Below are 22455 nucleotides of genomic sequence, written 5' to 3'. Positions count from 1 at the left end.
CCGAATCGACCACGCCCATGAACGCCCCACGTACACCGAAACCTGCGCGCAAGAAGCCTGACTCCGCCACCCCGGCCAAGCCCGTGGAACCGCGTAAAGAAGCCAGCCTGCACCCGCGCAATCGCCATCAGGGTCGTTACGACTTCCCGGCGCTGATCAAGACCACGCCGGAACTGGCGAAGTTCGTGATCACCAACCCGTACGGCAAGGAAAGCATCGACTTCGCCAGTCCCGATGCGGTGCGTGTGTTCAACCGGGCACTGCTCAAGTCGTTCTACGGCATCCAGCATTGGGACATCCCGGCCGATTATCTGTGCCCGCCGGTGCCGGGCCGTGCCGACTACATCCACTTCCTGGCTGACCTGCTGGCCAGCAACAACGACGGTGTGGTTCCGCGCGGCGCCATCGTCAATGTGCTGGATATCGGCATGGGCGCCAACTGCGTGTATCCGCTGATCGGCAACAGCGAATATCGCTGGCACTTCCTCGGCTCGGAGATCGATCCGACCGCCGTGGCCGCCGCCAGGGCCATCGTCAAGTCCAACGACCTGAACAAGGTCATCCAGCTGCGCCAGCAGGAGAACCGCAAGCACATCCTGATCGGCCTGCTGGAGCCTGGCGAGCGCTTTGACCTGACCATGTGCAACCCGCCGTTCCACGCGTCGATGGAAGAAGCCACCAAGGGCAGCGAGCGTAAGTGGCGAGCCCTCGGCAAGGCCGATCCGAAACGCAAACTTCCGGTGCTGAATTTCGGCGGGCAATCGGCCGAACTGTGGTGTGAAGGCGGCGAAGCGCGTTTCGTGACGCAACTGATCGCCGAAAGTGCGAACTTTGCGCACAAGGTGTTGTGGTTCAGCACCCTGGTCTCGAAAGCTTCGAACCTGCCTGCCATCGAAACCGCGCTGAAAAAGGTCGGCGCGCTGGAAAGCCAGGTGGTGGAAATGTCCCAGGGGCAGAAGCAGAGCCGCTTCGTCGCCTGGACCTTCCAGACCAAGTCCGAGCAGCAGATCTGGCGGCGCGAACGCTGGGTTCGCAAGTAATACGTTTCAACCGGGGCGGCGCTTGATCGCAAGCAGCCGCCGCTACTGCTGAAACACAAACAGCAGGCGCAAAAAAACCGTGCCCGGATCGCTCCGGTGCACGGTTTTTTTTTATCGCTGCGTCTTACTTGTTCACAGCGTCGGTCAGGCCTTTGGCCACAACCAGCTTGATCACTTTCTTGGCAGGGATTTCGATGGCAGCGCCAGTCGATGGGTTACGGCCAGTGCGGGCAGGACGCTCGGTCACTTTCAGCTTGCCGATACCTGGCAAAGTGATTTCGGCACCGTTTTCCAGCTGATCGGCAACGATTTGGCCCAGTTGGTCCAGAGCGGCACGCGCGGTGGTTTTCGGCGCGTCGATAGCTTCAGCGATGTCGGCGATCAGTTGGTCTTTAGTAAGAGCCATGTAGTGTTCCTTCCCTATCAAATTCATATGGATTGCAGAGTGCAGTGTCAGCCATCGAGCCCGATCTTCTGGATCTGGCACCCTCGGCGATAACCACGACGAGTCGGGGTTATAGATGCCGAAATCAAGGTTTGGTTCGACCTGACAAAAGCTGAATGCATGCTTGTCGCGGTGACTTCGCACAAGACCGGGCAAAACTAGCACAGAGACAAGGAAATATCCGCCTCTAGCTAGCCAAATGGTCAGGTTTATTGCGCTAAATCGGTAAATAAATGCATAAGGGCCGTCGGGTGACGCGGATTTGCCCTTCACCCCGCGCCAAATCCAGTGGTTGCGGTACACTTAGCGCTTTTTCGGGGGAGCCCGCCCTCCCCCCTTCCACCAGCCGAGAAGCCTATGCCGATCCGTCATTGCATCGTCCATTTGATCGACAAAAAACCCGACGGCACACCCGCAGTCCTGCACGCCCGTGACTCCGAACTGGCTGAGTCCGCAGCCATCGAGAACATGCTCGCCGATCTGAACGAGAGCTATAACGCCAAACAGGGCAAAGCCTGGGGGTTGTTCCATCCGGAGTCCGGCGCGTTCCCGTTCAGCGGCTGGCTGAAGGAATACATGGAAGGCGGCAAGGATTTCACCGCGTTCAGCAAGGTCGCGGTCGAGCACCTGCAGAAACTGATGGAAGAATCGAACCTGTCGGTCGGCGGCCACGTATTGTTCGCCCACTATCAGCAAGGCATGACCGATTACCTGGCCATCGCCCTGCTGCACCACAGCGAAGGCGTGGCGGTGACCGATCAACTGGACGTGACCCCGTCGCGCCACCTCGACCTCGGTCAACTGCACTTGGCGGCGCGGATCAACGTTTCCGAGTGGCAGAACAACAAGCAGTCCAAGCAGTACATCTCGTTCATCAAGGGCAAGAACGGCAAGAAGGTCTCGGAGTACTTCCGCGACTTCATCGGCTGCCAGGAAGGGGTCGACGGCCCGGGCGAAACCCGCACCCTGCTCAAGGCTTTCAGTGACTTCGTCGAGAGCGAAGACCTGCCGGAAGATTCCGCCCGCGAAAAGACCAAGACCCTGGTCGACTACGCCAGCAGCCAGGCCAAGCTCGGCGAGCCAATGGGCCTGGAAGAACTGTCTGAGCTGATCGACGAAGAACGCCCGAAGGCCTTCTACGATCACATCCGCAACAAGGATTACGGCTTGTCGCCGGAGATCCCGGCGGATAAGCGCACGCTCAACCAGTTCCGCCGCTTCACCGGTCGCGCCGAAGGCCTGTCGATCAGCTTCGAAGCGCACCTGCTGGGCTCGAAGATCGAATACGACGAAGAAGCCGGGACGCTGGTCATCAAAGGCCTGCCGACCTCGCTCACCGATCAGTTGAAGCGTCGCAACTGATGCTCGGCAATGTGCTGAAAAAGGTTCTGCTGGTTCTGCTGGTGGTCGTGGTCTATCAGAACTGGGGCAAGATCGAGCGGGTGTTCAACCCGTCGCAGATGGCGTCCGAGCAGGTCCGCGCCAACGCCAGGGTCGTGCTGTACGCCACGGACTGGTGCGGCTACTGCAAGCAGACCAAGCGCTTTCTCGATCAGAAAGGCATTCCGTTCAAGGAATTCGATATCGAGAAGGACACCGAGGCACGCAAGGCGTATGAAGCGCTGGGCGGACGCGGGATTCCGCTGATCGACGTCAATGGCACGTTGATTCGCGGGTTTGATCCGGACGAGATTCTCGCTGCACTGAAATGAACGAGGGAGCCATTCGGCTCCCTCAGTTGTTTCAGCGTTTCTCGATTCGGAAACCGAAACGCGGGAAGTGCACATGCACCAACCCGCCACGTTCGTCTTCACGACGCAGGATCATCTCCTCTCGACCGGCAAACACCAGCTCACCGGCCACCGGATCAACGCCGTAGTCTGTCGCGGCGATCAGCACCTGCTGACCTGCCACGAACCCGTTCGGATCAGTGAATTCCTCGTCCGGCAACGCCGCAGGCGTCGAGCTGCGCGCGATCTCCAGTGCTTCCTCCGAACTCATCTCGCTGGCCGCGCCATGGCCAAAACCGAGCACACGCCCCAGCCACGCCGACACCGCCGGATAAGCATCCACCAAAGGCGCCGTCACGTGAGTGGCCTTGAGGAACCACAGCGGATGAGCCATGGCGAAGTCGGCAATCGACGGTTCACCGAACAGGAAGTCACCGTCTTCACGCTGCAACTGTTGCTCCAGACGCGCCATGAGGGTCGGCCAATTGTGCTTGGCCTGCTCGGCTGACAGCCTGGTCGCGCTGCCACCGCTGAACAGTCCGGCCCGATCTGCGAGGAACGCCTTGATCGCTTCCGGCGGCAACTTGCCGAAACGCACTGCCACCGATTCCGGCTGGAACACCAGGCTCACCGCGTGCTGGAACACCACCGAATCGGCCCAGGCGGCGAAACTGGCGGCGATCATTTCCTGACCTTCCGGGAAGAATGAAGGCTGGGCCTTTTCCTGCTCGAGGCGGCGGGCGATCAGCGCGGTGTCGCAATAGATATCGGCGCCGATCTGCAACACCGGGGTCTTGCGGTAGCCACCGGTCAGGGCGGTCAGATCCGGTTTCGGCATCACCGGCGAGATGTGCACCGAACGCCAGGACAAACCCTTGAAACCCAACAGCAGCCGGGCCTTTTCGGCGAATGGAGAGGTCGGGTAATGATGCAGAATCAACTCGGACATGCTCGGCTCCGCCGCACAGAAAGTGAGCCAGCAGCTTAGCGCGCAATTCGTTCGCAGCCTACGGATCCGGCTGATGGGAACTGATCAGTCAGGTTGATAAGGCACTAAAAAACCGCCTCAGCCAAGGCTGAGACGGCTTCCCACATCAATGACCCTACATCAGGTCATCGAAGTGATCTCGCAGGAACTCGTAAAAGCGAAACGCTTTGAACGACCTCCATACGAGGCTCAGAGTACGCAGCAAAAGCTTCATACGTTTTGACCTCCGGTGGGGGGCCAAACCTCCAGCGTGCTTACCGGACCACGTACGCCTTCGGAATACACGCCAATGTATCCAATGAGGCGGCCGGTTGTGATCCCCCTGAAAAATCATTCCGGCACGGGAGCAACCCCATGTCAGAGGGCATGAAACCGTTACGTCGATCAGCCAGACCTCAAAGCTGCATTGGCATGCGAGCGGACGAATAGTAATCGGATTGCTATACCGTCATTTAAACAAATGAGCTCAAAATCGCATTCTCTGGAATGGGTGTTTCAAGGCTTGCCTGGGGACGTAAAGACGAATACTCTTGGCCTGCGCCAGTGTATCCAGTGAGATGCAATAAACCCCGGCCGCAAACCGAGGTTTACAGAAAAAACCGCCTACAAGGGCGGTTTTTTCTTGCCTGTCGTTTATGCAACGTGCCTCCTCCACGGAAGGGATATCTATAAGGTTTGAGGGCTTATTCAGTCCGGGCGATAAGACGCCACCAGACATTCCTTCGCACTCTTCCTGAGCTTCTTGATCAACCGCTCCTGACGCAACGCATCACCCTTGTCGCGACAACGCTCGGTGTAGACCAGCGCCATCGCCGGGCTTGAGAGAAAGAATCGCGCCCCTTTGCCACTCTGATGCTTGGCGAAGCGGCGCACGGGATCATCGCTGATCCCGCAGTACAGCGAACCGTTGGCGGCGCGTACGAGGTAGACGAACCAGGACTTGCTCACTGGAACGTCGGCATCGAGAGGATTTTCGCTGAGGCTGGTCACGGGACAATTCAGGCGTAAGGAAAACAGGCCGCGATCTTATCAGCGACTCGCCTGAAATGCCTTCAGCCCTTTCAGCGCCTGGGCGCGGACGGCGTTGCGCACCAGCGGCGTCCAGCCAAGGAGCAGGCCCTTGAAGCCCAGCGCCTGCCGCGACCAGCGCCACAAGTCGAAGTGGTCGTGGTGTTCGCAGATCTTGCCGTCACGGAAGACGAAACGTGCCTGGATGTCGTTGATCACGATGTTGCCGGTCTGGCTGAACAGGTAGGTCGCCACCCAGTGGGCGCCGCCGCTGCGCTCGTCGGCGCGGACGTTGTCGAAAGTCAGGGAGAAGTCCTTGGCCCGGGTGGTGAGCATGCGCCACATGTCGCCGGCATCGCGGCCGCGCAGCTCGCCGAAGGCCGGATCGCTGAACACCACGTCGTCGGTGTAGCAGGCGGCCATGGCCTCGGCGTCGAGGCGCTGGAAAGCCTGGTAGAAACGGGTGATCAGGGCGCTGTGGGCTTCTTCACTCATGGGCAATCTCCAGGAAAGGTACAGATTGCCAGCACGATAATCCGCAAACGCCCGAAACACTATCGGCATTCGCATTCCGAATACCGACAGTGTGTGCGTATCAGACCTTTTCGCTTGCCACCTGCACGTACAGCGCACGTCCGGCACCGAGGCCGGCGAGGATTGCCCCGGCACCGATAATGCCGAAGATCCAGCCCACGGCGTTCCAGCCACCGGTCCAGTCATGCACGACGCCGACCGCGAACGGCCCCATGGACGCGAGGGTGTAGCCGAAGCCCTGGGACATGCTCGACAGGTTCGCCGCGACATGGGAATCCCGCGAGCGAAGCACGATCAGGGTCAGCGCCAGGCTGAACGTACCACCCTGCCCCAGGCCCAGCAGGATCGCCCAGCCCCACAGGCCTTCGATCGGCGCGTAGAGGCAACCGAACAGGCCGCCGAGGGTCAGCGCCATCACCACCACGATCGCCAGCCGCTGATCCTTGCCGCGCGTGGCCAGCCACGGTGCCGCCAGGGAGCTGGCGAGCTGGATGATCACCGAACCGGACAGCACCAGGCCGGCCTGGGTCGGCGTCAGCCCGCGACCTATAAGGATCGACGGCAACCAGCCGAACACGATGTAGGCCAGCGACGATTGCAGGCCCATGTACAAGGTCACCTGCCAGGCCAGCGGATCACGCAGCAGACCGCGCACTCGATACGCGACATTGTGCGCGCCGTGCTTCTGGCCGATTTGCGGCAGCCAGAACACTGCCGCCACCAGCGCCGGAATCACCCAGAAACCCAGGCCCATGGCCCAGCTGTGATCGAAGTGTTCGCTCAGCGGCACACTGGAACCCGCCGCCATCGCCGCGCCCAGGCACAGGGCCATGGTGTAGACGCCGGTCATGGTGCCGGCATGCTTGGCGAAGTCACGCTTGACGATGCCCGGCAGCAAGACGCCGATGATGCCGATGCTCGCGCCGCCCAGCACGCTGCCGGCGAACAGACCGATTTCACCGAAGTTGCTGCGCAGGATGATGCCGCCGGCCAGTGTCAGAAGAATCCCCAAGACCACCCGCTCGGCACCGAAACGCCGCGCGAGTATCGGGGCCAGCGGGGCGAACAGACCGAGGCAAAGCACCGGCAACGTCGTCAGCAATCCCGCCTGAGCAGCAGACAAGCCAAGGCTTTTCGACACTTCACTGAGCAGCGGCGCCATGCTCGACAGCGCCGGTCGCAGGTTCAGCGCCACCAGAATCAACCCCAGCAGCAACAGCCACGGACGCCGTACCAGCGGGTGGCTTTGCTGCACCTGTTCGTCATCGGCTTCGGCATCGATCAACAACTCTTCGAGCTCGGCCTTGCGAACGGGTGCTGTGGAGACTTCTGGGCGGGACATGGTTTTCTCGGTTTCAAGGTTCATTGATCAACTGCCTCGACAGGGCTTTGGCCCGCTCCGGATCGCGCTGCTCGACAGCCTCAAGCAAGGCGACGTGCAAATCGAAGACTTCCTGTCGACGGGGAACGATGTTCAGGGTCTGGCGCAATTGCGCACCGACGATGCTGGAAAAATAGCGATACAGCTCGCTGAGGGTCGGGTTGTGCGCGGCGTCCACCAGACGGCGGTGAAACACCAGATCGCAGCGGATGTAACTGTCGAGGTCGCCGTGGTAGTGGCGGCCGGCGACACCCAGCGCCTCACGCAGTGCGACGAGGTCTTCATCGGTCCGGCGCAAGGCCGCCAGGCCGATGGCCTCGACTTCAAGGATGTGCCGGGTTTCCCGGGCCTGATCAAGCGAGCATTTGGACAGCGCCTTGAGCGTGTCCATCGGATCGACCACCGCCCGCAGGTAACTGCCGTCACCCTGACGAATTTCGATCAACCCGGAAAACGCCAGCACCCGCATCGCCTCGCGCACGGTGTTGCGGCTGATGCCGAGCTCGGCACACAGCTCGGGCTCGGTCGGCAAACGCTGACCGACCTGCCACGTGCCGTCGGTGATGCGCTGGCGCAACTGATCCAGGGCCTGATCGACCAGGGATCGCTTAATGAGTGGAGAAATGTCTGACATAGGATTCGCCCTTTCATCCAATCATGGGATGAATTTTCTGACATGTTAGTCAGCTCCGTGTAGGACGGCAACCACCTAGGGTCAGAGAGGGGCAAATGGAGCGGGATTTTCGATTAGTCAAAATTACCCTTTAAGGGTAATTTCAGGGACAGGGTTTTGGTTTCTTATGGAAAAGAACACACCCCATTACGACTTGGTGGTGATCAAGGCGGATGTTAGGCGACTCGGTTGGAAAGCATTCACGCACACGGCGAGAAAGACTGGGACAGCACTTGAACTGAGTCTCGCAGAAATGCAGGAAATCGTTCTCAGACTGCAGCGCGGCATGTTGTACAAATCGATGACGACTTATGACGACCATCGTATCTGGCAAGACGTCTATCACATCCAATCACATGGTTTGGAGATTTACATCAAGGTGTCCTATCACTACGACAGGCGCCCACCCGTGATCTCCTTCAAGGAGAACAATTCATGAACACGCAGCAGTGTTTCAGTTGCGGCGCCCCGGAAGGCATGGTGCATTTCAAAGGTCGAGGCGAAACCTTGAGCGCCAAGGGAATGGAGCGTCGCATCGACGACTTGTCGGGCTGGGAGTGCCAGAAGTGCGGCGAGGTCGAATTGGATGACGAGTGCGGGCAGCGCTATTCGGATGCATGCGATGAACTCGTTCTCGCCTGTAGAAAAATGATAGGTAACGAAATGAAAAGGATCCGCCGCAAACTGCATCTGACGCAAAAGGAAACGGTGCAATTGCTTTCTGGAGGCGGTCACAACGCATTTTCACGATACGAACGCGGCGAGGTACTTCCGCCGAAAGCATTGATGCTGCTCATGCGTTTGCTGGATCGCTATCCACACTTGCTTGCCGACGCGAGAAACCTGGCCGAAGGGGCTGATTTGAGAGGGGCTTTCAAGTTCACCGAGCACAAAGAACAAGAAGCCCTCACCGCCTCCTGACCCACAAAAAACAAACCCGGCACAAGGCCGGGTTTATTTTATTCATCAGATCTCAATGCAGGATCTGACTCAGGAACAGCTTCGTACGATCATTCTGTGGATTGTCGAAGAAGTCGTTCGGCGCCGCCTGCTCAACGATTTCGCCCTTGTCCATGAAGATCACGCGGTTGGCCACGGTGCGGGCGAAGCCCATTTCGTGGGTCACGCAGAGCATGGTCATGCCGTCTTCGGCCAGGCCGATCATGGTGTCGAGCACCTCTTTCACCATCTCCGGGTCGAGTGCCGAGGTCGGTTCGTCGAACAGCATGATTTTCGGTTTCATGCACAACGCGCGGGCGATCGCCACACGCTGCTGCTGACCGCCGGACAATTGCCCCGGGTACTTGTGCGCCTGCTCCGGAATGCGTACGCGTTCCAGGTAATGCATGGCGATTTCCTCGGCCTTGCGCTTGGGCATCTTGCGTACCCACATCGGCGCCAGGGTGCAGTTCTGCAGGATGGTCAGGTGCGGGAACAGGTTGAAGTGCTGGAACACCATGCCGACTTCACGGCGGATCGCTTCGATCTGCTTGAGGTCGTTGGTCAGCTCCACGCCATCGACCACGATGCGGCCCTGCTGGTGCTCTTCCAGACGGTTGAGGCAGCGGATGGTGGTGGACTTGCCGGAACCCGACGGGCCGCACAGCACGATACGCTCGCCCTGACGCACGTTGAGGTTGATGTCTTTCAGCACGTGGAACTGGCCGTACCACTTGTTCACGCCCTGCATCTGAATGATGCCTTCAGGGCCCACTGGCTTTTTGATTGCTTCGCTCATCGAAAAAACTCCTAACGCTTGTGGCCAGTGTCGAGCTTGCGTTCCAGGTGCATGGAATAGCGCGACATACCAAAACAGAAAATCCAGAACACCAGGGCGGCGAACACGTAGCCTTCGGTGGCCATGCCCAGCCATTTCGGATCGGCAGCGGCTTGCTTGACGCTGTTGAGCAGGTCAAAAAGGCCGATGATGATCACCAGGCTGGTGTCCTTGAACAGCGCGATGAAGGTGTTGACGATGCCGGGAATCACCAGCTTCAGGGCTTGCGGCAGAATCACCAGGCCCATGGCGCGCCAGTAACCGAGACCCATCGCGGCCGCGGCTTCGTACTGGCCCTTGGGGATCGCTTGCAGACCGCCGCGCACCACCTCGGCGACGTACGCCGACTGGAACAGGATCACGCCGATCAGCGCCCGCAGCAGCTTGTCGAAGTTCATGCCTTCAGGCAGGAACAGCGGCAGCATCACCGAGGACATGAACAGCACCGTGATCAACGGCACGCCGCGCCAGAACTCGATGAAGGTCACGCAGACCACTCGGATCGCCGGCATGTTCGAGCGTCGGCCCAGCGCCAGGACAATCCCCAGCGGCAACGCACCGGCGATGCCGACAGTCGCGATCACCAGGGTCAGCATGAGACCGCCCCACTGGCTGGTCGCCACGGTGTCGAGGCCGAAGACGCCGCCATGCAGCAGGCACCAGGCAACGATCGGGTAGACCACCAGGAAGCTCAGGCCGTACACCGCCTTGTGCGCCACGCGCTTGATGAACAAGGGCGCCACGCCGATGACCGCCAGCCACACGGTCAGGTCCACGCGCCAGCGCAGTTCCGGCGGGTAGTAGCCGTACATGAACTGACCGAAACGCTGCTGGATGAAGACCCAGCAGGCGCCGTCCTTGGTGCAGTCGGCGCGGGTGGTGCCGACCCAGTTGGCATCGATGATCGCCCAGCTGAGGATCGGCGGAATCACCAGGTAGATCAGATAGAACGCGAACAGGGTCAGCAGGGTGTTGAGCCAGCTGGAGAACATGTTCGCGCGGATCCACGCCATCGGGCCGAAGACCTTGGCCGGCGGTGGCATGTCGGGTTTGAAAGTATGAGTACTCATGCGCTATTCCTTACCGCTCGATCAGCGCGATGCGCTTGTTGTACCAGTTCATCAGCAGGGAAATGCTGATGCTGATCGCCAGGTACACGCTCATGGTGATGGCAATGACTTCGATCGCCTGACCGGTCTGGTTCAGCACGGTGCCGGCGAACAGCGAAACCATTTCCGGATAACCGATACCGGCCGCCAGCGAAGAGTTCTTCGCCAGGTTCAGGTATTGGCTGGTCAGCGGCGGGATGATGACCCGCAGCGCTTGCGGAATGATCACCTTGCGCAGGGTCGGGCCGTTGCGCAGGCCGAGCGAATGCGCCGCCTCGGTCTGGCCGTGGCTGACCGACTTGATGCCCGAACGCACGATCTCGGCGATGAACGCCGCGGTGTACACCGTCAGCGCCAGGGTCAAGGCCAGCAGTTCCGGAATCAGCACCCAGCCACCGACGAAGTTGAAGCCTTGCAGCTTCGGCATTTCCCAGTGCACGGGGGCACCGAAGATCAGCGCGCACACCGCCGGGATCACCAGGAACAAGGCCAGACCGGCCCAGAACTTGTGGAACGGCTCGCCAGTGGCTTCAAATCGCTTGTTGGCCCAACGGCTCATCAGCACGATGGCGACGATGGCCACCACGATGCTGACCACAAACGCCCAGAAACCGTCGGCCATTTGCGCGGCCGGCATGTTCAGGCCACGGCTGCTGACGAAGAAGGTATCGCCGAAGTTGTGGCTGTTGCGCGGCCCCGGCATGGTCAGGAACACCGCGAAGTACCAGAACAGGATCTGCAGCAGTGGCGGGATGTTACGGAAAACCTCCACGTACACCGTTGCCAGTTTGGCGATGATCCAGTTCTTCGACAGGCGCGCCACGCCGACGATGAAGCCGAGGATCGTGGCCAGGATCACACCGATGAAGGTCACCAGCAGCGTGTTGAGCAGGCCGATGACAAACACCCGGGCATAACTGTCCGCTTCGGTGTAGGAGATCAGGTGTTGAGCGATGCCGAACCCGGCACTGCGCTCGAGAAAGTCGAACCCCGAAGTGATACCCCGGTGTTGCAGGTTGGTCTGGGTGTTATCGAACAGATACCAGCCCAGGGAGACCACCGCCACGATGGTGATGATCTGAAATACCCACGCACGCACTCGTGGATCGCTGAGGCTGAGCCTCTGCTTTGGTGCGCCGATTGAATTTTGCATGAAGTGCCCCGGAAATAATGGAACAGAACGTCACCCGGCAGTTGGCCTGCCGGGTGACAGAACCATCAGCGCACTGGTGGTGCGTATTGAATGCCGCCGTTGTTCCACAGCGCGTTCAGGCCGCGGTCGATTTCCAGCGGAGTGCTCTTGCCGAGGTTTTTCTCGAAGATTTCGCCGTAGTTGCCGACTTGCTTGACGATCTGTACGACCCAGTCCTTCGGCAGTTTCAGGTCTTTGCCGTATTCGCCGTCTGCACCGAGCATACGAGCGACATCCGGGTTCTTGGTCGCTTTGGCTTCAGCTTCGACGTTCTTCGAAGAGATGCCGGCTTCTTCGGTGTTCAGCAGCGCGTAGCCAACCCAACGCACGATGGCCAGCCACTCGTCGTCGCCGTTACGCACGACCGGGCCCAGAGGCTCCTTGGAAATGGTTTCCGGCAGAACTACATAATCCTTCGGCGAAGCCAGCTTGCTGCGCTGGGCGAACAGCTGGGATTTGTCGGAGGTCAGCACGTCGCAACGACCGGACTCCAGCGACTTGGCGCTTTCATCGGAGGTGTCGAAAGTGATCGGGGTGTATTTCAGACCGTTGCCGCGGAAGTAGTCGGAAACGTTCAGCTCGGTGGTGGTACCGGCCTGGATGCAGATGGTTGCACCGTCCAGCTCTTTGGCACTCTTCACGCCCAGCTTGTTGTTTACCAGGAAGCCGATGCCGTCGTAGTAGGTAATGAAGCCCGGGAATTTCAGGCCCATGCCCGCGTCACGGGAGCTGGTCATGGTGGTGTTGCGCGACAGAATGTCGATCTCGCCGGACTGCAGAGCGGTGAAACGCTCCTTGGCGTTCAACTGACTGAACTTGACCTTGGTCGCGTCGCCGAACACGGCAGCGGCCACGGCGCGGCAGACGTCAGCATCGATACCCACGATCTTGCCGGTGGAATCCGGAACCGAGAAGCCTGGCAAGCCATCGCTGACGCCGCACTGCACGAATCCTTTCTTCTTCACTGCATCCAGGGTTGCACCCGCCTGAGCGAACCCGCTGACACCCAGTACTGCAGCAGCAGTCACGATCGCCAGAGTGGATTTCAACATCTTCATTCAAACCTCCAGTTTTGCTCTTGTTGTGTCGGAGCTTGAGTCCAGTCGCACCCTTTTGAGGCGTTGTTGACCCGTGTTGGCTTTTTTTGGGGTCAACCGACGCAGGACCTTCGCTATGAGTCTAGTAGGAGAAAATCCACATCATGGACAACTCACTTCTCACCAGTCGGCCGAACGGGCGGTAGCCCTTTCACGTTCGCTAAGCCCGTTGCGGCCATTGGCGAACATCCATCACCGGATTCTTTGCTATCCCGTCGCCAGGCGTTCACTGATAGTGTTACCGCCAGGCGCGAGATCGATTGCACGACTACCTCATAGCAAAGCCCGTACCACACCGGCAGCTGAAGCGATTGAGTGACAGGTCAATAGCAAAACTTGCAGCCTTGCGACATCTTCTTAACGGATCAACCGGGCGCGCACGCAAATCACGCACTCAATGAGAGCGCCCGCACACAATTGGAGCAGCCATGACCGAGCCCTTGATTCTTCAGCCTGTTAAGCCCGCAGACGCTTGCGTGATCTGGCTGCACGGCCTCGGCGCCGACCGCTACGACTTTCTGCCGGTGGCCGAAGCGCTTCAGGAAATCCTGCTGAGCACGCGTTTCGTCCTGCCCCAGGCGCCGACCCGTCCGGTGACGATAAATGGCGGATATGCCATGCCGAGCTGGTACGACATCAAAGCCATGAGCCCGGCCCGGGCGATCGACCGCGACGAGCTGGAAGCGTCCGCCGACCGCATCATCGAATTGATCGAAGAACAGCGAAGCAGCGGAATAGACGCCTCGCGAATTTTCCTCGCCGGTTTTTCCCAGGGCGGCGCCGTGGTCTATCACACCGCGTTTCTGAAATGGCAGGGACCGTTGGGCGGGGTGCTGGCATTATCGACATACGCGCCGACCTTCAGCGATGAACTGGAGTTGTCCGCCAGCCAGCAGCGGATTCCGGTGCTGTCGCTGCACGGCCAGTTCGACAACGTGGTGCAGAACTCGATGGGACGCACGGCTTATGAGTATCTCAAGGCCCATGGTGTCACCGTGACATGGCAGGAATACCCAATGGAGCACGAAGTGTTACCCGAAGAAATTCGCGACATCGGCACATGGTTGAGCGAACGCCTGCGCTGACAATTCCGACAAGGGTCGCCCTTTGATCATCCCACTACGCCGCGCCCGCTTCTTGCATTACACTGGCCGGCGTACATTCCTTAACCAATTGATGAGATGACCGTGCTCAAAGCACTCAAGAAAATGTTCGGTAAAAGCGAGGCTGAGCAGCTCGCGCCAGTCCCCACTGCGCCGTCGCACGCCCCCGGTCATCGCAGCGATGCCAGCCAGGCCGACCGCCAGACGCCCGCCACGACGTCGCAACGCGAACCAAAACCCGCTCCAGCTGCCGGGCCCGCCACCGAGCCGGCCCGCAGCGAAGCACCGAAACCGGCCAGACCACGTCGCGAACCCAAGCCCAAGGCGCCGGTGATTCCCTGGAAACTCGAAGACTTCGTCGTCGAGCCGCAGGAAGGCAAGACCCGTTTCCACGATTTCAAACTCTCCCCGGAACTGATGCACGCCATTCAGGACCTGGGTTTCCCGTATTGCACGCCGATCCAGGCCCAGGTGCTGGGTTTCACCCTCGCCGGCAAAGACGCCATCGGCCGCGCCCAGACCGGCACCGGCAAGACCGCCGCGTTCCTGATCTCGATCATCACCCAGCTGTTGCAGACCCCGCCGCCGAAAGAGCGCTACATGGGCGAGCCACGGGCGCTGATCATCGCGCCGACCCGCGAGCTGGTGGTGCAGATCGCCAAGGACGCCGCCGACCTGACCAAGTACACCGGCCTCAACGTCATGACGTTCGTCGGCGGGATGGACTTCGACAAGCAGCTCAAGCACCTCGAAGCGCGCCATTGCGACATCCTCGTCGCGACCCCGGGCCGCCTGCTCGACTTCAACCAGCGCGGTGACGTGCATCTGGACATGGTCGAAGTGATGGTGCTGGACGAAGCCGACCGCATGCTCGACATGGGTTTCATCCCGCAGGTCCGGCAGATCATTCGCCAGACCCCGCCGAAAAGCGAACGCCAGACCCTGCTGTTCTCCGCGACCTTCACCGATGACGTGATGAACCTCGCCAAGCAGTGGACCACTGATCCTGCGATCGTCGAAATCGAGGTCACCAACGTGGCCAACGAAAACGTCGAGCAGCACATCTACGCGGTGGCCGGTGCCGACAAATACAAACTGCTCTTCAACCTGGTCAACGACAACGGTTGGGAGCGTGTGATCGTGTTCGCCAACCGCAAGGACGAAGTGCGTCGTATCGAAGAACGCCTGGTGCGTGACGGCATCAACGCCGCGCAGCTGTCCGGCGACGTGCCGCAGCACAAGCGGATCAAGACGCTCGAAGGCTTCCGCGAAGGCAAGATCCGGGTGCTGGTCGCCACCGACGTGGCCGGTCGCGGTATCCACATCGACGGCATCAGCCACGTGATCAACTTCACCCTGCCGGAAGTCCCGGACGACTACGTGCACCGTATCGGCCGTACCGGTCGGGCTGGCGCCGACGGCGTGTCGATCAGCTTTGCCGGTGAAGACGACTCTTATCAGTTGCCGTCCATCGAAGAAAAACTTGGTCGCAAAATCAGCTGTGAAACGCCGCCGACCCATCTATTACGGGCGGTTGAGCGCAAGCGTCCACAGTAAGCGACGCCATAAAGAGAAGCGCAGCCGGCAACGGACTGCGCTTTTTTTTCGCCCGGATATTGTTCAAAAAAACTAAAAGTCCATAATAGACAAATTAGTTTAAATAACAGTCTCCGGAGTCCGACATGTCCAGTACGCCTTACGTGATCGACCAAACCCAGGCCCGCGAGCTGTTGGCCCGGATCGATGTGCCGCAGATCCTGCGCAAGCTGTTCCGTGATCTGGCGGCCGGGCATGCGGTGCAACCGGCGCAGCAACTGGTGGAATTCCCTCAGGGTGCCGGGGACTTCATCAACTATCTGGGCGTGCTGGCGGAAGACGGCGTGTACGGGGTCAAGACTTCGCCTTACATCGTTCGCGAACAAGGCCCGCTGGTGACGGCGTGGACATTGCTGATGTCGATGCAGACCGGCCAGCCGTTGCTGCTCTGCGATGCCGGCGAACTGACCACCGCCCGAACCGCTGCGACCACCGCCGTCGCAGTCGATGCCCTCGCCCCGTTGAAGGCCGCGCGTCTGGCAATCATCGGCAGCGGCAAGGTCGCCCAGGCGCACCTGCATTACGTCAAGACGTTGCGCGACTGGCAGAGCATCAGTGTGTACTCGCCGACCTTGAGCGAAGACCCGGCCACCGCCCGCCAACTGCAAGCCCTCGATCCACGGGTGAACATCGCCGACAGCCGAGAAACCGCCATCGCCGAGGCCGACGTGATCATGCTCTGCACCTCGTCCGCAGGCCCCGTGATCGACCCGGCAACCTTGAGCAAACCGGCGCTGATCACCTCGATCAGCACCAACGCACCGCGCGCCCACGAAGTGCCGCCGCAAAGCCTCAACGACATGCAGGTGTTCTGCGACTATCGTCTGACCACCCCGGGCTCGGCCGGCGAGATGCTGATCGCCAGCGAACGACATGGCTGGGACAACAACGCGATCATCGGTGACCTGGCGGATCTGCTCAGCGAAAAAGTGCAGCGCCCCGATTACAACCGTCACGTGTTTTTCCGCTCCATCGGTCTGGGCCTGGAAGACATCGCCCTGGCCAACGCCGTCTATCAATTGCAGCGCTGACACCGGAGATTTTCATGAGTCATGCAGATTTCATCATCATCGGCGGCGGGATTGCCGGCGCGTCCACCGGTTTCTGGCTATCGCAGCACGGGAAGGTCGTGGTGCTGGAGCGCGAGTCGCACCCGGCCTATCACTCCACCGGGCGTTCGGCTGCGCTGTTCACCGCCGCTTACGGCACTCCGCAGGTCCGGGCGCTGACCCAGGCCAGCCGCGAATTCTTCGACCATCCGCCCAGCGGCTTCTGCGAGCATCCGCTGCTGACTCCACGCGGCGAAATGACCGTGGACTTCACCGGCGACGCCGCCGAGCTGAACAATCAATACCTCAGCGCCAAGGCCACAGTGCCGGAGATGCAGTTGCTCAGCGCGGATGAAGCCTGCGCGCGTCTGCCGATCCTGCGCCGGGAGAAAGTCCATGGTGCGATCTACGACCCCACCGCCAGCGACATCGACACCGACGCCCTGCATCAGGGCTATCTGCGCGGTATCCGTCGCAACAACGGCCAGGTGCAGACCGACTGTGAAGTGCTCGGGCTGAGTCGCGATGCCGACGGCATCTGGCACGTGCAGACCAACGGCCAGACCTTCAGCGCGCCCATCGTGATCAACGCAGCAGGCGCCTGGGCCGACAGGATCGGCGCACTGGCCGGCGCCAAGCCGCTGGGCCTGCAACCGAAACGCCGCGCGGCGTTCATCTTCGCCGGCCCCGAAGGCGTGGACATTCATCACTGGCCGATGCTGGTCAGCCTCGACGAATCCTTCTACATGAAGCCCGACGCCGGGATGTTCCTCGGCTCACCGGCCAATGCCGACCCGGTCGAACCCCACGACGTGCAGCCGGAAGAACTGGACATCGCCATGGGCATTTACCAGATCGAGGAAGCGACGACCCTGACCATCCGCCGCCCGACCCGCACTTGGGCCGGCCTGCGCAGTTTCGTCGCCGACGGTGATTTGCTGTCCGGCTTCGATCCGCAGGTGCCGGGGTTGTTCTGGGTCGCGGCCCAGGGCGGTTACGGCATCCAGACTTCGCCGGCGATGGGCCAGGCCAGCGCGGCGCTGGTGCGTGGCGAATCGCTGCCTGACCACCTCAAGCAATTCGGCCTGACCGCCGTCATGCTTGCCCCTGCCCGCCTGGTCTGACCGTCCGCCCGGATGACGCGCCCGACGGATTGCGGCACACTCGCAACGCCCCCGGATCACGGGGGCGTTGACGTTGCCTGGAGCTCCACAGTTATGACCGCCCCCGAACACACGCCCGAGCTGAATGACGCCGCGCTGGACAACTACCACGCCATCGCCGACGCCATTGCCACGCTGTTCTTTCCCCACGCCGAAGTGGTGCTGCACGACCTGCGCACGCAGAAGGTCGACTACATCGCCAACAACCTGTCGAAACGGGTGATCGGCGATGAATCGTCGCTGGAAGACATGCTCAGCGACGACGTCAGCGAACGGAACATCGGCCCGTACGAAAAGCTCAACTGGGACGGCCAGAAGATTCGCAGCCTGAGCACCGTGCTGCGCGACAGCGAAGGTCATCCGCTGGCGGTGCTGTGCATCAACCTGAATATTTCGCTGTTCGAAAATGCCAAGGCTGCGCTGGACCTGTTCCTCTCGCCGAGCAAACTGATCCCGCAACCGGACTCGCTGTTTCGCGATGACTGGCAGGAGCGCATCAACACTTTCCTGCACGCCTGGCTACGGGAACGGCAACTGAGCCTGAACCTGCTGACCCGCGATCACAAACGCGAACTGGTGCTGGCGCTGCACGCCGAAGGGGCGTTCAAGGGCAAGAGCGCCTCGAACTATGTGGCCAATGTGCTGAACATGGGGCGGGCGACGGTTTACAAGCATTTGAAGGAATTGAAGGGCTGAAACCGTGCAGCCTGCGAAGGCTGCACGGTCTTCAGATTTAGTCGCCGTAGATGTCCGACTTGAAATACTTCTCGGAAATCTTCTGATATTCGCCACTGGCGCGAATACCGTCGATGGCAGTGTTCAACTGGCTGACCAGTTCGGTGTTGCCCTTGCGCACCGCAATCCCCGCGCCCTCGCCCACGTATTTCGGATCCTTCAGCTCAGGCCCGACGAAGGCGTAGCCCTTGCCGCGCGGCATCGACAGGAAGTCGGTCAGCGGGATGGTGTCGGCGAAGATCGCGTCGAGACGCCCGGCCGCCAGGTCCATGTAGATTTCTTCGTTGTTGCCGTAACGCTTGACGTTGATGCCCTTGGGCTCGAACACCTCGGTCGCGTAACGGTCGGTGGTGGTCGCACGCTGCACGCCAACGGTCTTGCCCTTGAGGCTGGCGTACTGGTCATCGACGCTCGCGCCGTCCTTCATCACCAGCCGCGACGAGGTGAAATAGTACTTGTGGGTGAAGTCCACCGACTTCTTGCGGTCTTCGTTGATAGTCATGGACGACAGCGCCATGTCGATTTTCTTCACTTTCAGGGAAGGAATCAGACCATCGAACTCGCCCTCGACCCACACGCACTTGACCTGCATCTGCGCGCACAGGGCATTGCCGATGTCGTAGTCGAAACCGACGATTTCACCCTTGTCGGTCTTCGAGGCGAAAGGCGGATAGGCTGCTTCGATACCGATGCGCAGGGTTTTCTCGGCGGCGAACGCACTGCTGCACGCCAACAGGCTCAATGCCAGACCGGTGATGAGGGGGAATTTCTTCATGTTCGTTCTCTCGCGGGTTGTTGTTGGTTTGGCAAGACAGAAGAAAAAGCTGAAACGGGGAAAGACCTTTTTTGTACTTGTAAATCCATACTGGACTTTTACGTACAAGCCGTCAATTGGGCGAGACCGATCATTTCTGGCCGATGGTCGGGGAGGTGAACTTGAGGGAATTGGTGATTCGGATGGCCACTTCGCGAGCAAGCTCGCTCCCACAAGGATCATCGAAAACCTGTGGGAGCGAGCTTGCTCGCGAAGACTGACTTTAAGTCGACAGAGGAATTACTGCTTCCAGCGATCCGCCGCCGCATGATCGCTGTCACGACCTTCAACCCAGCGCGGGCCGTCGCTGGTGTTCTCTTTCTTCCAGAACGGCGCGCGGGTTTTCAGGTAGTCCATGACGAAGGCGCAGGCGTCGAACGCCGCCTGGCGATGGGCACTGGCGGCGGCAACAAACACGATCGGCTCACCCGGTTCCAGCGCGCCGATGCGGTGCAGGACTTCCAGCTTCAACAGCGGCCAACGCTGTTCGGCTTCAACGGCGATCTTGCCGAGGGCCTTTTCGGTCATGCCCGGATAGTGTTCGAGGAACATCCCGGCGACATCGAGGCCATCGTTGAAGTCGCGCACGTAGCCGACAAAGCTCACCACCGCGCCGACGCCGACATTGGCCGCGTGCATCGCGTTGACTTCAGCGCCCGGATCGAACGGTTCGCACTGCACCCGAATGCGCATGTCTCAGCCTCCGGTCACGGTAGGAAAAAACGCCACTTCGTCGCCATCGACCACCGGTTCGTCGAGCTGGCAGAGGTCTTCGTTGCGCGCGCACATCAGGTTTTGCTCGCTGAGCACATCGGCGCCCTCACGCTGCGCCAGCAACGCACGAACGTCATCGACGGTGGCGAAATCACCCTCGACCTTCACCGAGTCCACGCCCAGTGCCTCGCGGTAGCGGGCAAAAAACTTCACGGTCAGGTTCATGGCTGCTCCGCCTGGAAATGCCCGCTCTTGCCGCCAACCTTTTCCAGCAGACGCACGCTTTCGATGGTCATGCCACGGTCCACGGCCTTGCACATGTCGTAGATGGTCAGGGCGGCGACGCTGGCGGCGGTCAGCGCTTCCATCTCGACGCCGGTCTGCCCGGACAATTTGCAGCGAGCCACGATGCGCACCGCGTCATCGCCTTCGGCACTGAGTTCGACCTTGACGCCGGTCAGCATCAGCGGATGGCACAGGGGAATCAGGTCACTGGTTTTCTTCGCCGCCTGAATGCCGGCAATGCGCGCCACGGCGAACACGTCGCCCTTGGGATGGCCGCCGCTGACAATCATCTGCAGAGTGTCGGGCAGCATGCGCACCAGCGCTTGGGCTGTCGCTTCACGGAACGTCACGGCTTTTTCGGTGACGTCGACCATGTTGGCGCGACCTTGGGAATCGAGATGAGTCAGCACGGGATTACTCCTGATCAGGAGCGTCGATTGTAAACCTGGGGGTCAGAATTGCGCACATAAAAAACCGGGCGACTTTGCAGTCGCCCGGTTCGGTTTGACGGTTACAGATGCGATTCGGCGTATTCGGCCAGGATCGAGCGAGGCACCCCTTGCAGGGTGATGTGCACACCGTTGGGGAAATCCTTGAAGCGTTCGGTCAGGTAAGTCAGCCCGGAGCTGGTCGCGGACAGGTAAGGGGTGTCGATCTGTGCCAGGTTGCCCAGGCACACCACTTTGGAACCGGCGCCGGCCCGGGTGATGATGGTTTTCATCTGGTGCGGCGTGAGGTTCTGGCATTCGTCGATCAGGATCAGACTCTGCTGGAAGCTGCGACCGCGAATGTAGTTGAGCGATTTGAACTGCAACGGCACTTTGCTGAGGATGTAGTCGACGCTGCCATGGGTGTTTTCGTCATCCATGTGCAAGGCTTCGAGGTTGTCGGTGATGGCGCCGAGCCAAGGCTCCATTTTTTCCGCCTCGGTACCGGGCAGGAAGCCGATTTCCTGGTCCAGGCCCTGCACGCTGCGGGTGGCGATGATGCGGCGATAGCGCTTGCTGACCATGGTCTGCTCGATCGCAGCGGCCAGCGCCAGAATGGTCTTACCCGAGCCGGCGGCACCAGACAGGTTGACCAGGTGAATGTCCGGATCCAGCAACGCATACAGCGCCAGGCTCTGATAGATGTCCCGTGGTTTGAGGCCCCAGGCTTCCTGGTGCAGCAGCGGTTCCTGGTGCAGGTCGAGGATCAGCAGCTTGTCCTCTTCGATCTCCTTGATCCAGCCGACGAAGCCCTGCTCATCAATGATGAACTCGTTGATGTGCACGGCTGGCAGGTTGTCGATCAATTGCACCTGATGCCAGGTGCGGCCGTGGTCCTGACGGGTTTCGACCTTGCTCACGCGGTCCCAGAAGGAGCCGGTCATGTTGTGATAGCCGTTGGGCAGCAGGGACACGTCGTCGACCAACTGGTCGGTGCTGTAGTCCTCGGCGTCGATCCCGCAGGCGCGCGCCTTGAGGCGCATGTTGATGTCTTTGGTAACGAGCACAACCGGTTTTTTCGGGTCGCGGGTGTGCAGATCGATCAGCTGGTTGATGATTTTGTTGTCGTTCAGATGCTCGGGCAGAATCAGGTTCGATTCGGCCTGCTTGCTCATCAGAATCGACAGCAAGCCCTTCGGGCCGCCCTTGCCGCGCTGGATCGGCACGCCCTGTTCGACGTCATCGGGTGAAGCATCGCCCAGGGTCTTGTCGATCAGCCGGATAGCCTGACGGCATTCGGCGGCCACGCTGTGATGCCCGCTCTTGAGCTTGTCCAGCTCTTCAAGCACGGTCATCGGGATCGCGACGTGGTGTTCTTCGAAATTCAGCAGGGCGTTCGGATCGTGAATCAGTACGTTGGTATCGAGTACATAAAGGATTGGCTGGTTGGAGGAAGGGCTACGTCCGTGATCATCCATACTCGGTCACCTTTGTGGGAGCCATTCGACGCAATACCTCGGCGGTGCTGCGCCTCGAAGTGACTGCCGAATCCACCTGCACAGCTTTTGTCGGGATAGCAGGTGAACCGCACACA

General features: G+C 60.3%; 25 protein-coding genes. 10 read left to right on the top strand and 15 right to left on the bottom strand.

What is annotated here, in order from left to right; translation table 11 throughout:
* The first annotated feature begins 17 nt into the window (after positions 1 to 17).
* The gene (rlmF, locus tag K5E37_RS06990) at positions 18 to 1040 is read left to right on the top strand and encodes a 23S rRNA (adenine(1618)-N(6))-methyltransferase RlmF (RefSeq protein ID WP_085608157.1); all 1023 of its coding nucleotides are present in this window, start codon (positions 18 to 20) and stop codon (positions 1038 to 1040) included.
* A gap of 124 nt (positions 1041 to 1164) precedes the next feature.
* On the opposite strand, the gene K5E37_RS06985 is transcribed toward rlmF, so the two are convergent.
* Positions 1165 to 1446, bottom strand: a complete 282-nt coding sequence (locus K5E37_RS06985; RefSeq protein WP_007957357.1) for an HU family DNA-binding protein — start codon at positions 1444 to 1446, stop codon at positions 1165 to 1167.
* 396 nt (positions 1447 to 1842) lie between these two features.
* Here K5E37_RS06985 and yejK point away from each other — a divergent pair, with 396 nt between their 5' ends.
* Positions 1843 to 2847 (top strand): nucleoid-associated protein YejK, encoded by a 1005-nt coding sequence (yejK, locus tag K5E37_RS06980; RefSeq protein WP_007957356.1) that lies wholly within the window; start codon positions 1843 to 1845, stop codon positions 2845 to 2847.
* Positions 2847 to 3197, top strand: coding sequence for a glutaredoxin family protein (locus K5E37_RS06975; protein WP_085608156.1), 351 nt, complete (start codon positions 2847 to 2849; stop codon positions 3195 to 3197). The genes yejK and K5E37_RS06975 overlap by 1 nt, the downstream gene beginning before the upstream one ends.
* 31 nt (positions 3198 to 3228) lie before the next feature.
* On the opposite strand, the gene K5E37_RS06970 is transcribed toward K5E37_RS06975, so the two are convergent.
* The 5 genes from K5E37_RS06970 to K5E37_RS06950 form a co-directional block, all read right to left on the bottom strand.
* A complete protein-coding gene (locus K5E37_RS06970; RefSeq protein ID WP_085608155.1) occupies positions 3229 to 4164 on the bottom strand; it encodes a glutathione S-transferase family protein in 936 nt (311 codons plus the stop codon).
* A 726-nt stretch (positions 4165 to 4890) separates the two neighbouring features.
* Positions 4891 to 5193 (bottom strand): GIY-YIG nuclease family protein, encoded by a 303-nt coding sequence (locus K5E37_RS06965; RefSeq protein WP_064593561.1) that lies wholly within the window; start codon positions 5191 to 5193, stop codon positions 4891 to 4893.
* A 39-nt stretch (positions 5194 to 5232) separates the two neighbouring features.
* Complete coding sequence (locus K5E37_RS06960) at positions 5233 to 5706, bottom strand: nuclear transport factor 2 family protein (RefSeq protein ID WP_085608154.1); 474 nt, start codon at positions 5704 to 5706, stop codon at positions 5233 to 5235.
* A gap of 100 nt (positions 5707 to 5806) precedes the next feature.
* Positions 5807 to 7111, bottom strand: coding sequence for a CynX/NimT family MFS transporter (locus K5E37_RS06955; RefSeq protein WP_221533441.1), 1305 nt, complete (start codon positions 7109 to 7111; stop codon positions 5807 to 5809).
* Positions 7101 to 7760, bottom strand: a complete 660-nt coding sequence (locus tag K5E37_RS06950; RefSeq protein ID WP_221533440.1) for a FadR/GntR family transcriptional regulator — start codon at positions 7758 to 7760, stop codon at positions 7101 to 7103. Before K5E37_RS06950 ends, K5E37_RS06955 begins: the two co-directional genes overlap by 11 nt.
* A gap of 166 nt (positions 7761 to 7926) precedes the next feature.
* Between K5E37_RS06950 and K5E37_RS06945 the strand changes: the two genes are divergently transcribed.
* On the top strand, positions 7927 to 8238 hold the full coding sequence (locus K5E37_RS06945) for a type II toxin-antitoxin system MqsR family toxin (RefSeq protein ID WP_221533439.1): 312 nt from the start codon (positions 7927 to 7929) through the stop codon (positions 8236 to 8238).
* The gene (locus K5E37_RS06940) at positions 8235 to 8720 is read left to right on the top strand and encodes a type II TA system antitoxin MqsA family protein (RefSeq protein WP_127796992.1); all 486 of its coding nucleotides are present in this window, start codon (positions 8235 to 8237) and stop codon (positions 8718 to 8720) included. Before K5E37_RS06945 ends, K5E37_RS06940 begins: the two co-directional genes overlap by 4 nt.
* 52 nt (positions 8721 to 8772) lie before the next feature.
* On the opposite strand, the gene K5E37_RS06935 is transcribed toward K5E37_RS06940, so the two are convergent.
* The 4 genes from K5E37_RS06935 to K5E37_RS06920 form a co-directional block, all read right to left on the bottom strand.
* A complete protein-coding gene (locus tag K5E37_RS06935) occupies positions 8773 to 9537 on the bottom strand; it encodes an amino acid ABC transporter ATP-binding protein (protein ID WP_007957337.1) in 765 nt (254 codons plus the stop codon).
* Between the two features lie 11 nt (positions 9538 to 9548).
* A complete protein-coding gene (locus K5E37_RS06930) occupies positions 9549 to 10646 on the bottom strand; it encodes an amino acid ABC transporter permease (RefSeq protein ID WP_007957335.1) in 1098 nt (365 codons plus the stop codon).
* Positions 10647 to 10656: 10 nt separating this feature from the next.
* Positions 10657 to 11838, bottom strand: a complete 1182-nt coding sequence (locus K5E37_RS06925; RefSeq protein WP_085608150.1) for an amino acid ABC transporter permease — start codon at positions 11836 to 11838, stop codon at positions 10657 to 10659.
* Between the two features lie 65 nt (positions 11839 to 11903).
* On the bottom strand, positions 11904 to 12935 hold the full coding sequence (locus K5E37_RS06920; RefSeq protein WP_007957332.1) for an amino acid ABC transporter substrate-binding protein: 1032 nt from the start codon (positions 12933 to 12935) through the stop codon (positions 11904 to 11906).
* Positions 12936 to 13402: 467 nt separating this feature from the next.
* Between K5E37_RS06920 and K5E37_RS06915 the strand changes: the two genes are divergently transcribed.
* The 5 genes from K5E37_RS06915 to K5E37_RS06895 all read left to right on the top strand — a co-directional run bounded on the left by K5E37_RS06915 (position 13403) and on the right by K5E37_RS06895 (position 18581).
* Positions 13403 to 14059: an alpha/beta hydrolase gene (locus tag K5E37_RS06915; protein WP_085608149.1), complete on the top strand. Its 657-nt coding sequence runs from the start codon at positions 13403 to 13405 to the stop codon at positions 14057 to 14059.
* A gap of 96 nt (positions 14060 to 14155) precedes the next feature.
* A complete protein-coding gene (gene rhlB / locus K5E37_RS06910) occupies positions 14156 to 15634 on the top strand; it encodes an ATP-dependent RNA helicase RhlB (protein ID WP_221533438.1) in 1479 nt (492 codons plus the stop codon).
* 125 nt (positions 15635 to 15759) lie between these two features.
* Positions 15760 to 16704, top strand: coding sequence for an ornithine cyclodeaminase family protein (locus K5E37_RS06905; RefSeq protein ID WP_221533437.1), 945 nt, complete (start codon positions 15760 to 15762; stop codon positions 16702 to 16704).
* A gap of 14 nt (positions 16705 to 16718) precedes the next feature.
* Positions 16719 to 17846, top strand: coding sequence for an FAD-binding oxidoreductase (locus K5E37_RS06900; RefSeq protein ID WP_221533436.1), 1128 nt, complete (start codon positions 16719 to 16721; stop codon positions 17844 to 17846).
* Between the two features lie 93 nt (positions 17847 to 17939).
* Positions 17940 to 18581 (top strand): transcriptional regulator, encoded by a 642-nt coding sequence (locus K5E37_RS06895; RefSeq protein ID WP_085729709.1) that lies wholly within the window; start codon positions 17940 to 17942, stop codon positions 18579 to 18581.
* 37 nt (positions 18582 to 18618) lie between these two features.
* Here K5E37_RS06895 and K5E37_RS06890 read toward each other — a convergent pair whose 3' ends face one another.
* From K5E37_RS06890 to K5E37_RS06870, 5 genes are all read right to left on the bottom strand, one after another.
* Positions 18619 to 19395 carry an ABC transporter substrate-binding protein gene (locus K5E37_RS06890; protein WP_085608145.1) on the bottom strand — a complete coding sequence of 259 codons (777 nt, stop codon included), beginning with the start codon at positions 19393 to 19395 and terminating at the stop codon, positions 18619 to 18621.
* A 279-nt stretch (positions 19396 to 19674) separates the two neighbouring features.
* A complete protein-coding gene (gene moaE / locus K5E37_RS06885) occupies positions 19675 to 20127 on the bottom strand; it encodes a molybdopterin synthase catalytic subunit MoaE (RefSeq protein ID WP_221533435.1) in 453 nt (150 codons plus the stop codon).
* A gap of 3 nt (positions 20128 to 20130) precedes the next feature.
* Entirely contained in the window at positions 20131 to 20373 is a 243-nt protein-coding gene (locus K5E37_RS06880; RefSeq protein WP_064382453.1) for a MoaD/ThiS family protein, read from the bottom strand.
* On the bottom strand, positions 20370 to 20843 hold the full coding sequence (gene moaC, locus K5E37_RS06875) for a cyclic pyranopterin monophosphate synthase MoaC (protein WP_007957321.1): 474 nt from the start codon (positions 20841 to 20843) through the stop codon (positions 20370 to 20372). The genes K5E37_RS06880 and moaC overlap by 4 nt, the downstream gene beginning before the upstream one ends.
* 101 nt (positions 20844 to 20944) lie before the next feature.
* Positions 20945 to 22339 carry a PhoH family protein gene (locus tag K5E37_RS06870; protein WP_007957320.1) on the bottom strand — a complete coding sequence of 465 codons (1395 nt, stop codon included), beginning with the start codon at positions 22337 to 22339 and terminating at the stop codon, positions 20945 to 20947.
* Positions 22340 to 22455 lie beyond the last annotated feature (116 nt).

Source organism: Pseudomonas sp. RIT778 (assembly GCF_019718735.1).
Lineage (GTDB): Bacteria > Pseudomonadota > Gammaproteobacteria > Pseudomonadales > Pseudomonadaceae > Aquipseudomonas > Aquipseudomonas aphyarum.
This window is presented reverse-complemented; position numbering and strand designations above follow the sequence as displayed.

Excerpts from the sequence above, each read along its gene's own strand:
- K5E37_RS06985 (WP_007957357.1), bottom strand. The coding sequence starts at position 1,446 with ATGGCTCTTACTAAAGACCAACTGATCGCCGACATCGCTGAAGCTATC.
- K5E37_RS06925 (WP_085608150.1), bottom strand. The coding sequence starts at position 11,838 with ATGCAAAATTCAATCGGCGCACCAAAGCAGAGGCTCAGCCTCAGCGAT.
- K5E37_RS06955 (WP_221533441.1), bottom strand. The coding sequence starts at position 7,111 with ATGAACCTTGAAACCGAGAAAACCATGTCCCGCCCAGAAGTCTCCACA.
- K5E37_RS06880 (WP_064382453.1), bottom strand. The coding sequence starts at position 20,373 with ATGAACCTGACCGTGAAGTTTTTTGCCCGCTACCGCGAGGCACTGGGC.
- K5E37_RS06960 (WP_085608154.1), bottom strand. The coding sequence starts at position 5,706 with ATGAGTGAAGAAGCCCACAGCGCCCTGATCACCCGTTTCTACCAGGCT.
- K5E37_RS06915 (WP_085608149.1), top strand. The coding sequence starts at position 13,403 with ATGACCGAGCCCTTGATTCTTCAGCCTGTTAAGCCCGCAGACGCTTGC.
- yejK (WP_007957356.1), top strand. The coding sequence starts at position 1,843 with ATGCCGATCCGTCATTGCATCGTCCATTTGATCGACAAAAAACCCGAC.
- K5E37_RS06895 (WP_085729709.1), top strand. The coding sequence starts at position 17,940 with ATGACCGCCCCCGAACACACGCCCGAGCTGAATGACGCCGCGCTGGAC.
- K5E37_RS06905 (WP_221533437.1), top strand. The coding sequence starts at position 15,760 with ATGTCCAGTACGCCTTACGTGATCGACCAAACCCAGGCCCGCGAGCTG.
- K5E37_RS06930 (WP_007957335.1), bottom strand. The coding sequence starts at position 10,646 with ATGAGTACTCATACTTTCAAACCCGACATGCCACCGCCGGCCAAGGTC.
- K5E37_RS06945 (WP_221533439.1), top strand. The coding sequence starts at position 7,927 with ATGGAAAAGAACACACCCCATTACGACTTGGTGGTGATCAAGGCGGAT.
- K5E37_RS06950 (WP_221533440.1), bottom strand. The coding sequence starts at position 7,760 with ATGTCAGACATTTCTCCACTCATTAAGCGATCCCTGGTCGATCAGGCC.
- rlmF (WP_085608157.1), top strand. The coding sequence starts at position 18 with ATGAACGCCCCACGTACACCGAAACCTGCGCGCAAGAAGCCTGACTCC.
- K5E37_RS06935 (WP_007957337.1), bottom strand. The coding sequence starts at position 9,537 with ATGAGCGAAGCAATCAAAAAGCCAGTGGGCCCTGAAGGCATCATTCAG.
- K5E37_RS06940 (WP_127796992.1), top strand. The coding sequence starts at position 8,235 with ATGAACACGCAGCAGTGTTTCAGTTGCGGCGCCCCGGAAGGCATGGTG.
- rhlB (WP_221533438.1), top strand. The coding sequence starts at position 14,156 with ATGACCGTGCTCAAAGCACTCAAGAAAATGTTCGGTAAAAGCGAGGCT.
- K5E37_RS06900 (WP_221533436.1), top strand. The coding sequence starts at position 16,719 with ATGAGTCATGCAGATTTCATCATCATCGGCGGCGGGATTGCCGGCGCG.
- moaE (WP_221533435.1), bottom strand. The coding sequence starts at position 20,127 with ATGCGCATTCGGGTGCAGTGCGAACCGTTCGATCCGGGCGCTGAAGTC.
- K5E37_RS06920 (WP_007957332.1), bottom strand. The coding sequence starts at position 12,935 with ATGAAGATGTTGAAATCCACTCTGGCGATCGTGACTGCTGCTGCAGTA.
- K5E37_RS06970 (WP_085608155.1), bottom strand. The coding sequence starts at position 4,164 with ATGTCCGAGTTGATTCTGCATCATTACCCGACCTCTCCATTCGCCGAA.
- K5E37_RS06890 (WP_085608145.1), bottom strand. The coding sequence starts at position 19,395 with ATGAAGAAATTCCCCCTCATCACCGGTCTGGCATTGAGCCTGTTGGCG.
- K5E37_RS06870 (WP_007957320.1), bottom strand. The coding sequence starts at position 22,339 with ATGGATGATCACGGACGTAGCCCTTCCTCCAACCAGCCAATCCTTTAT.
- K5E37_RS06975 (WP_085608156.1), top strand. The coding sequence starts at position 2,847 with ATGCTCGGCAATGTGCTGAAAAAGGTTCTGCTGGTTCTGCTGGTGGTC.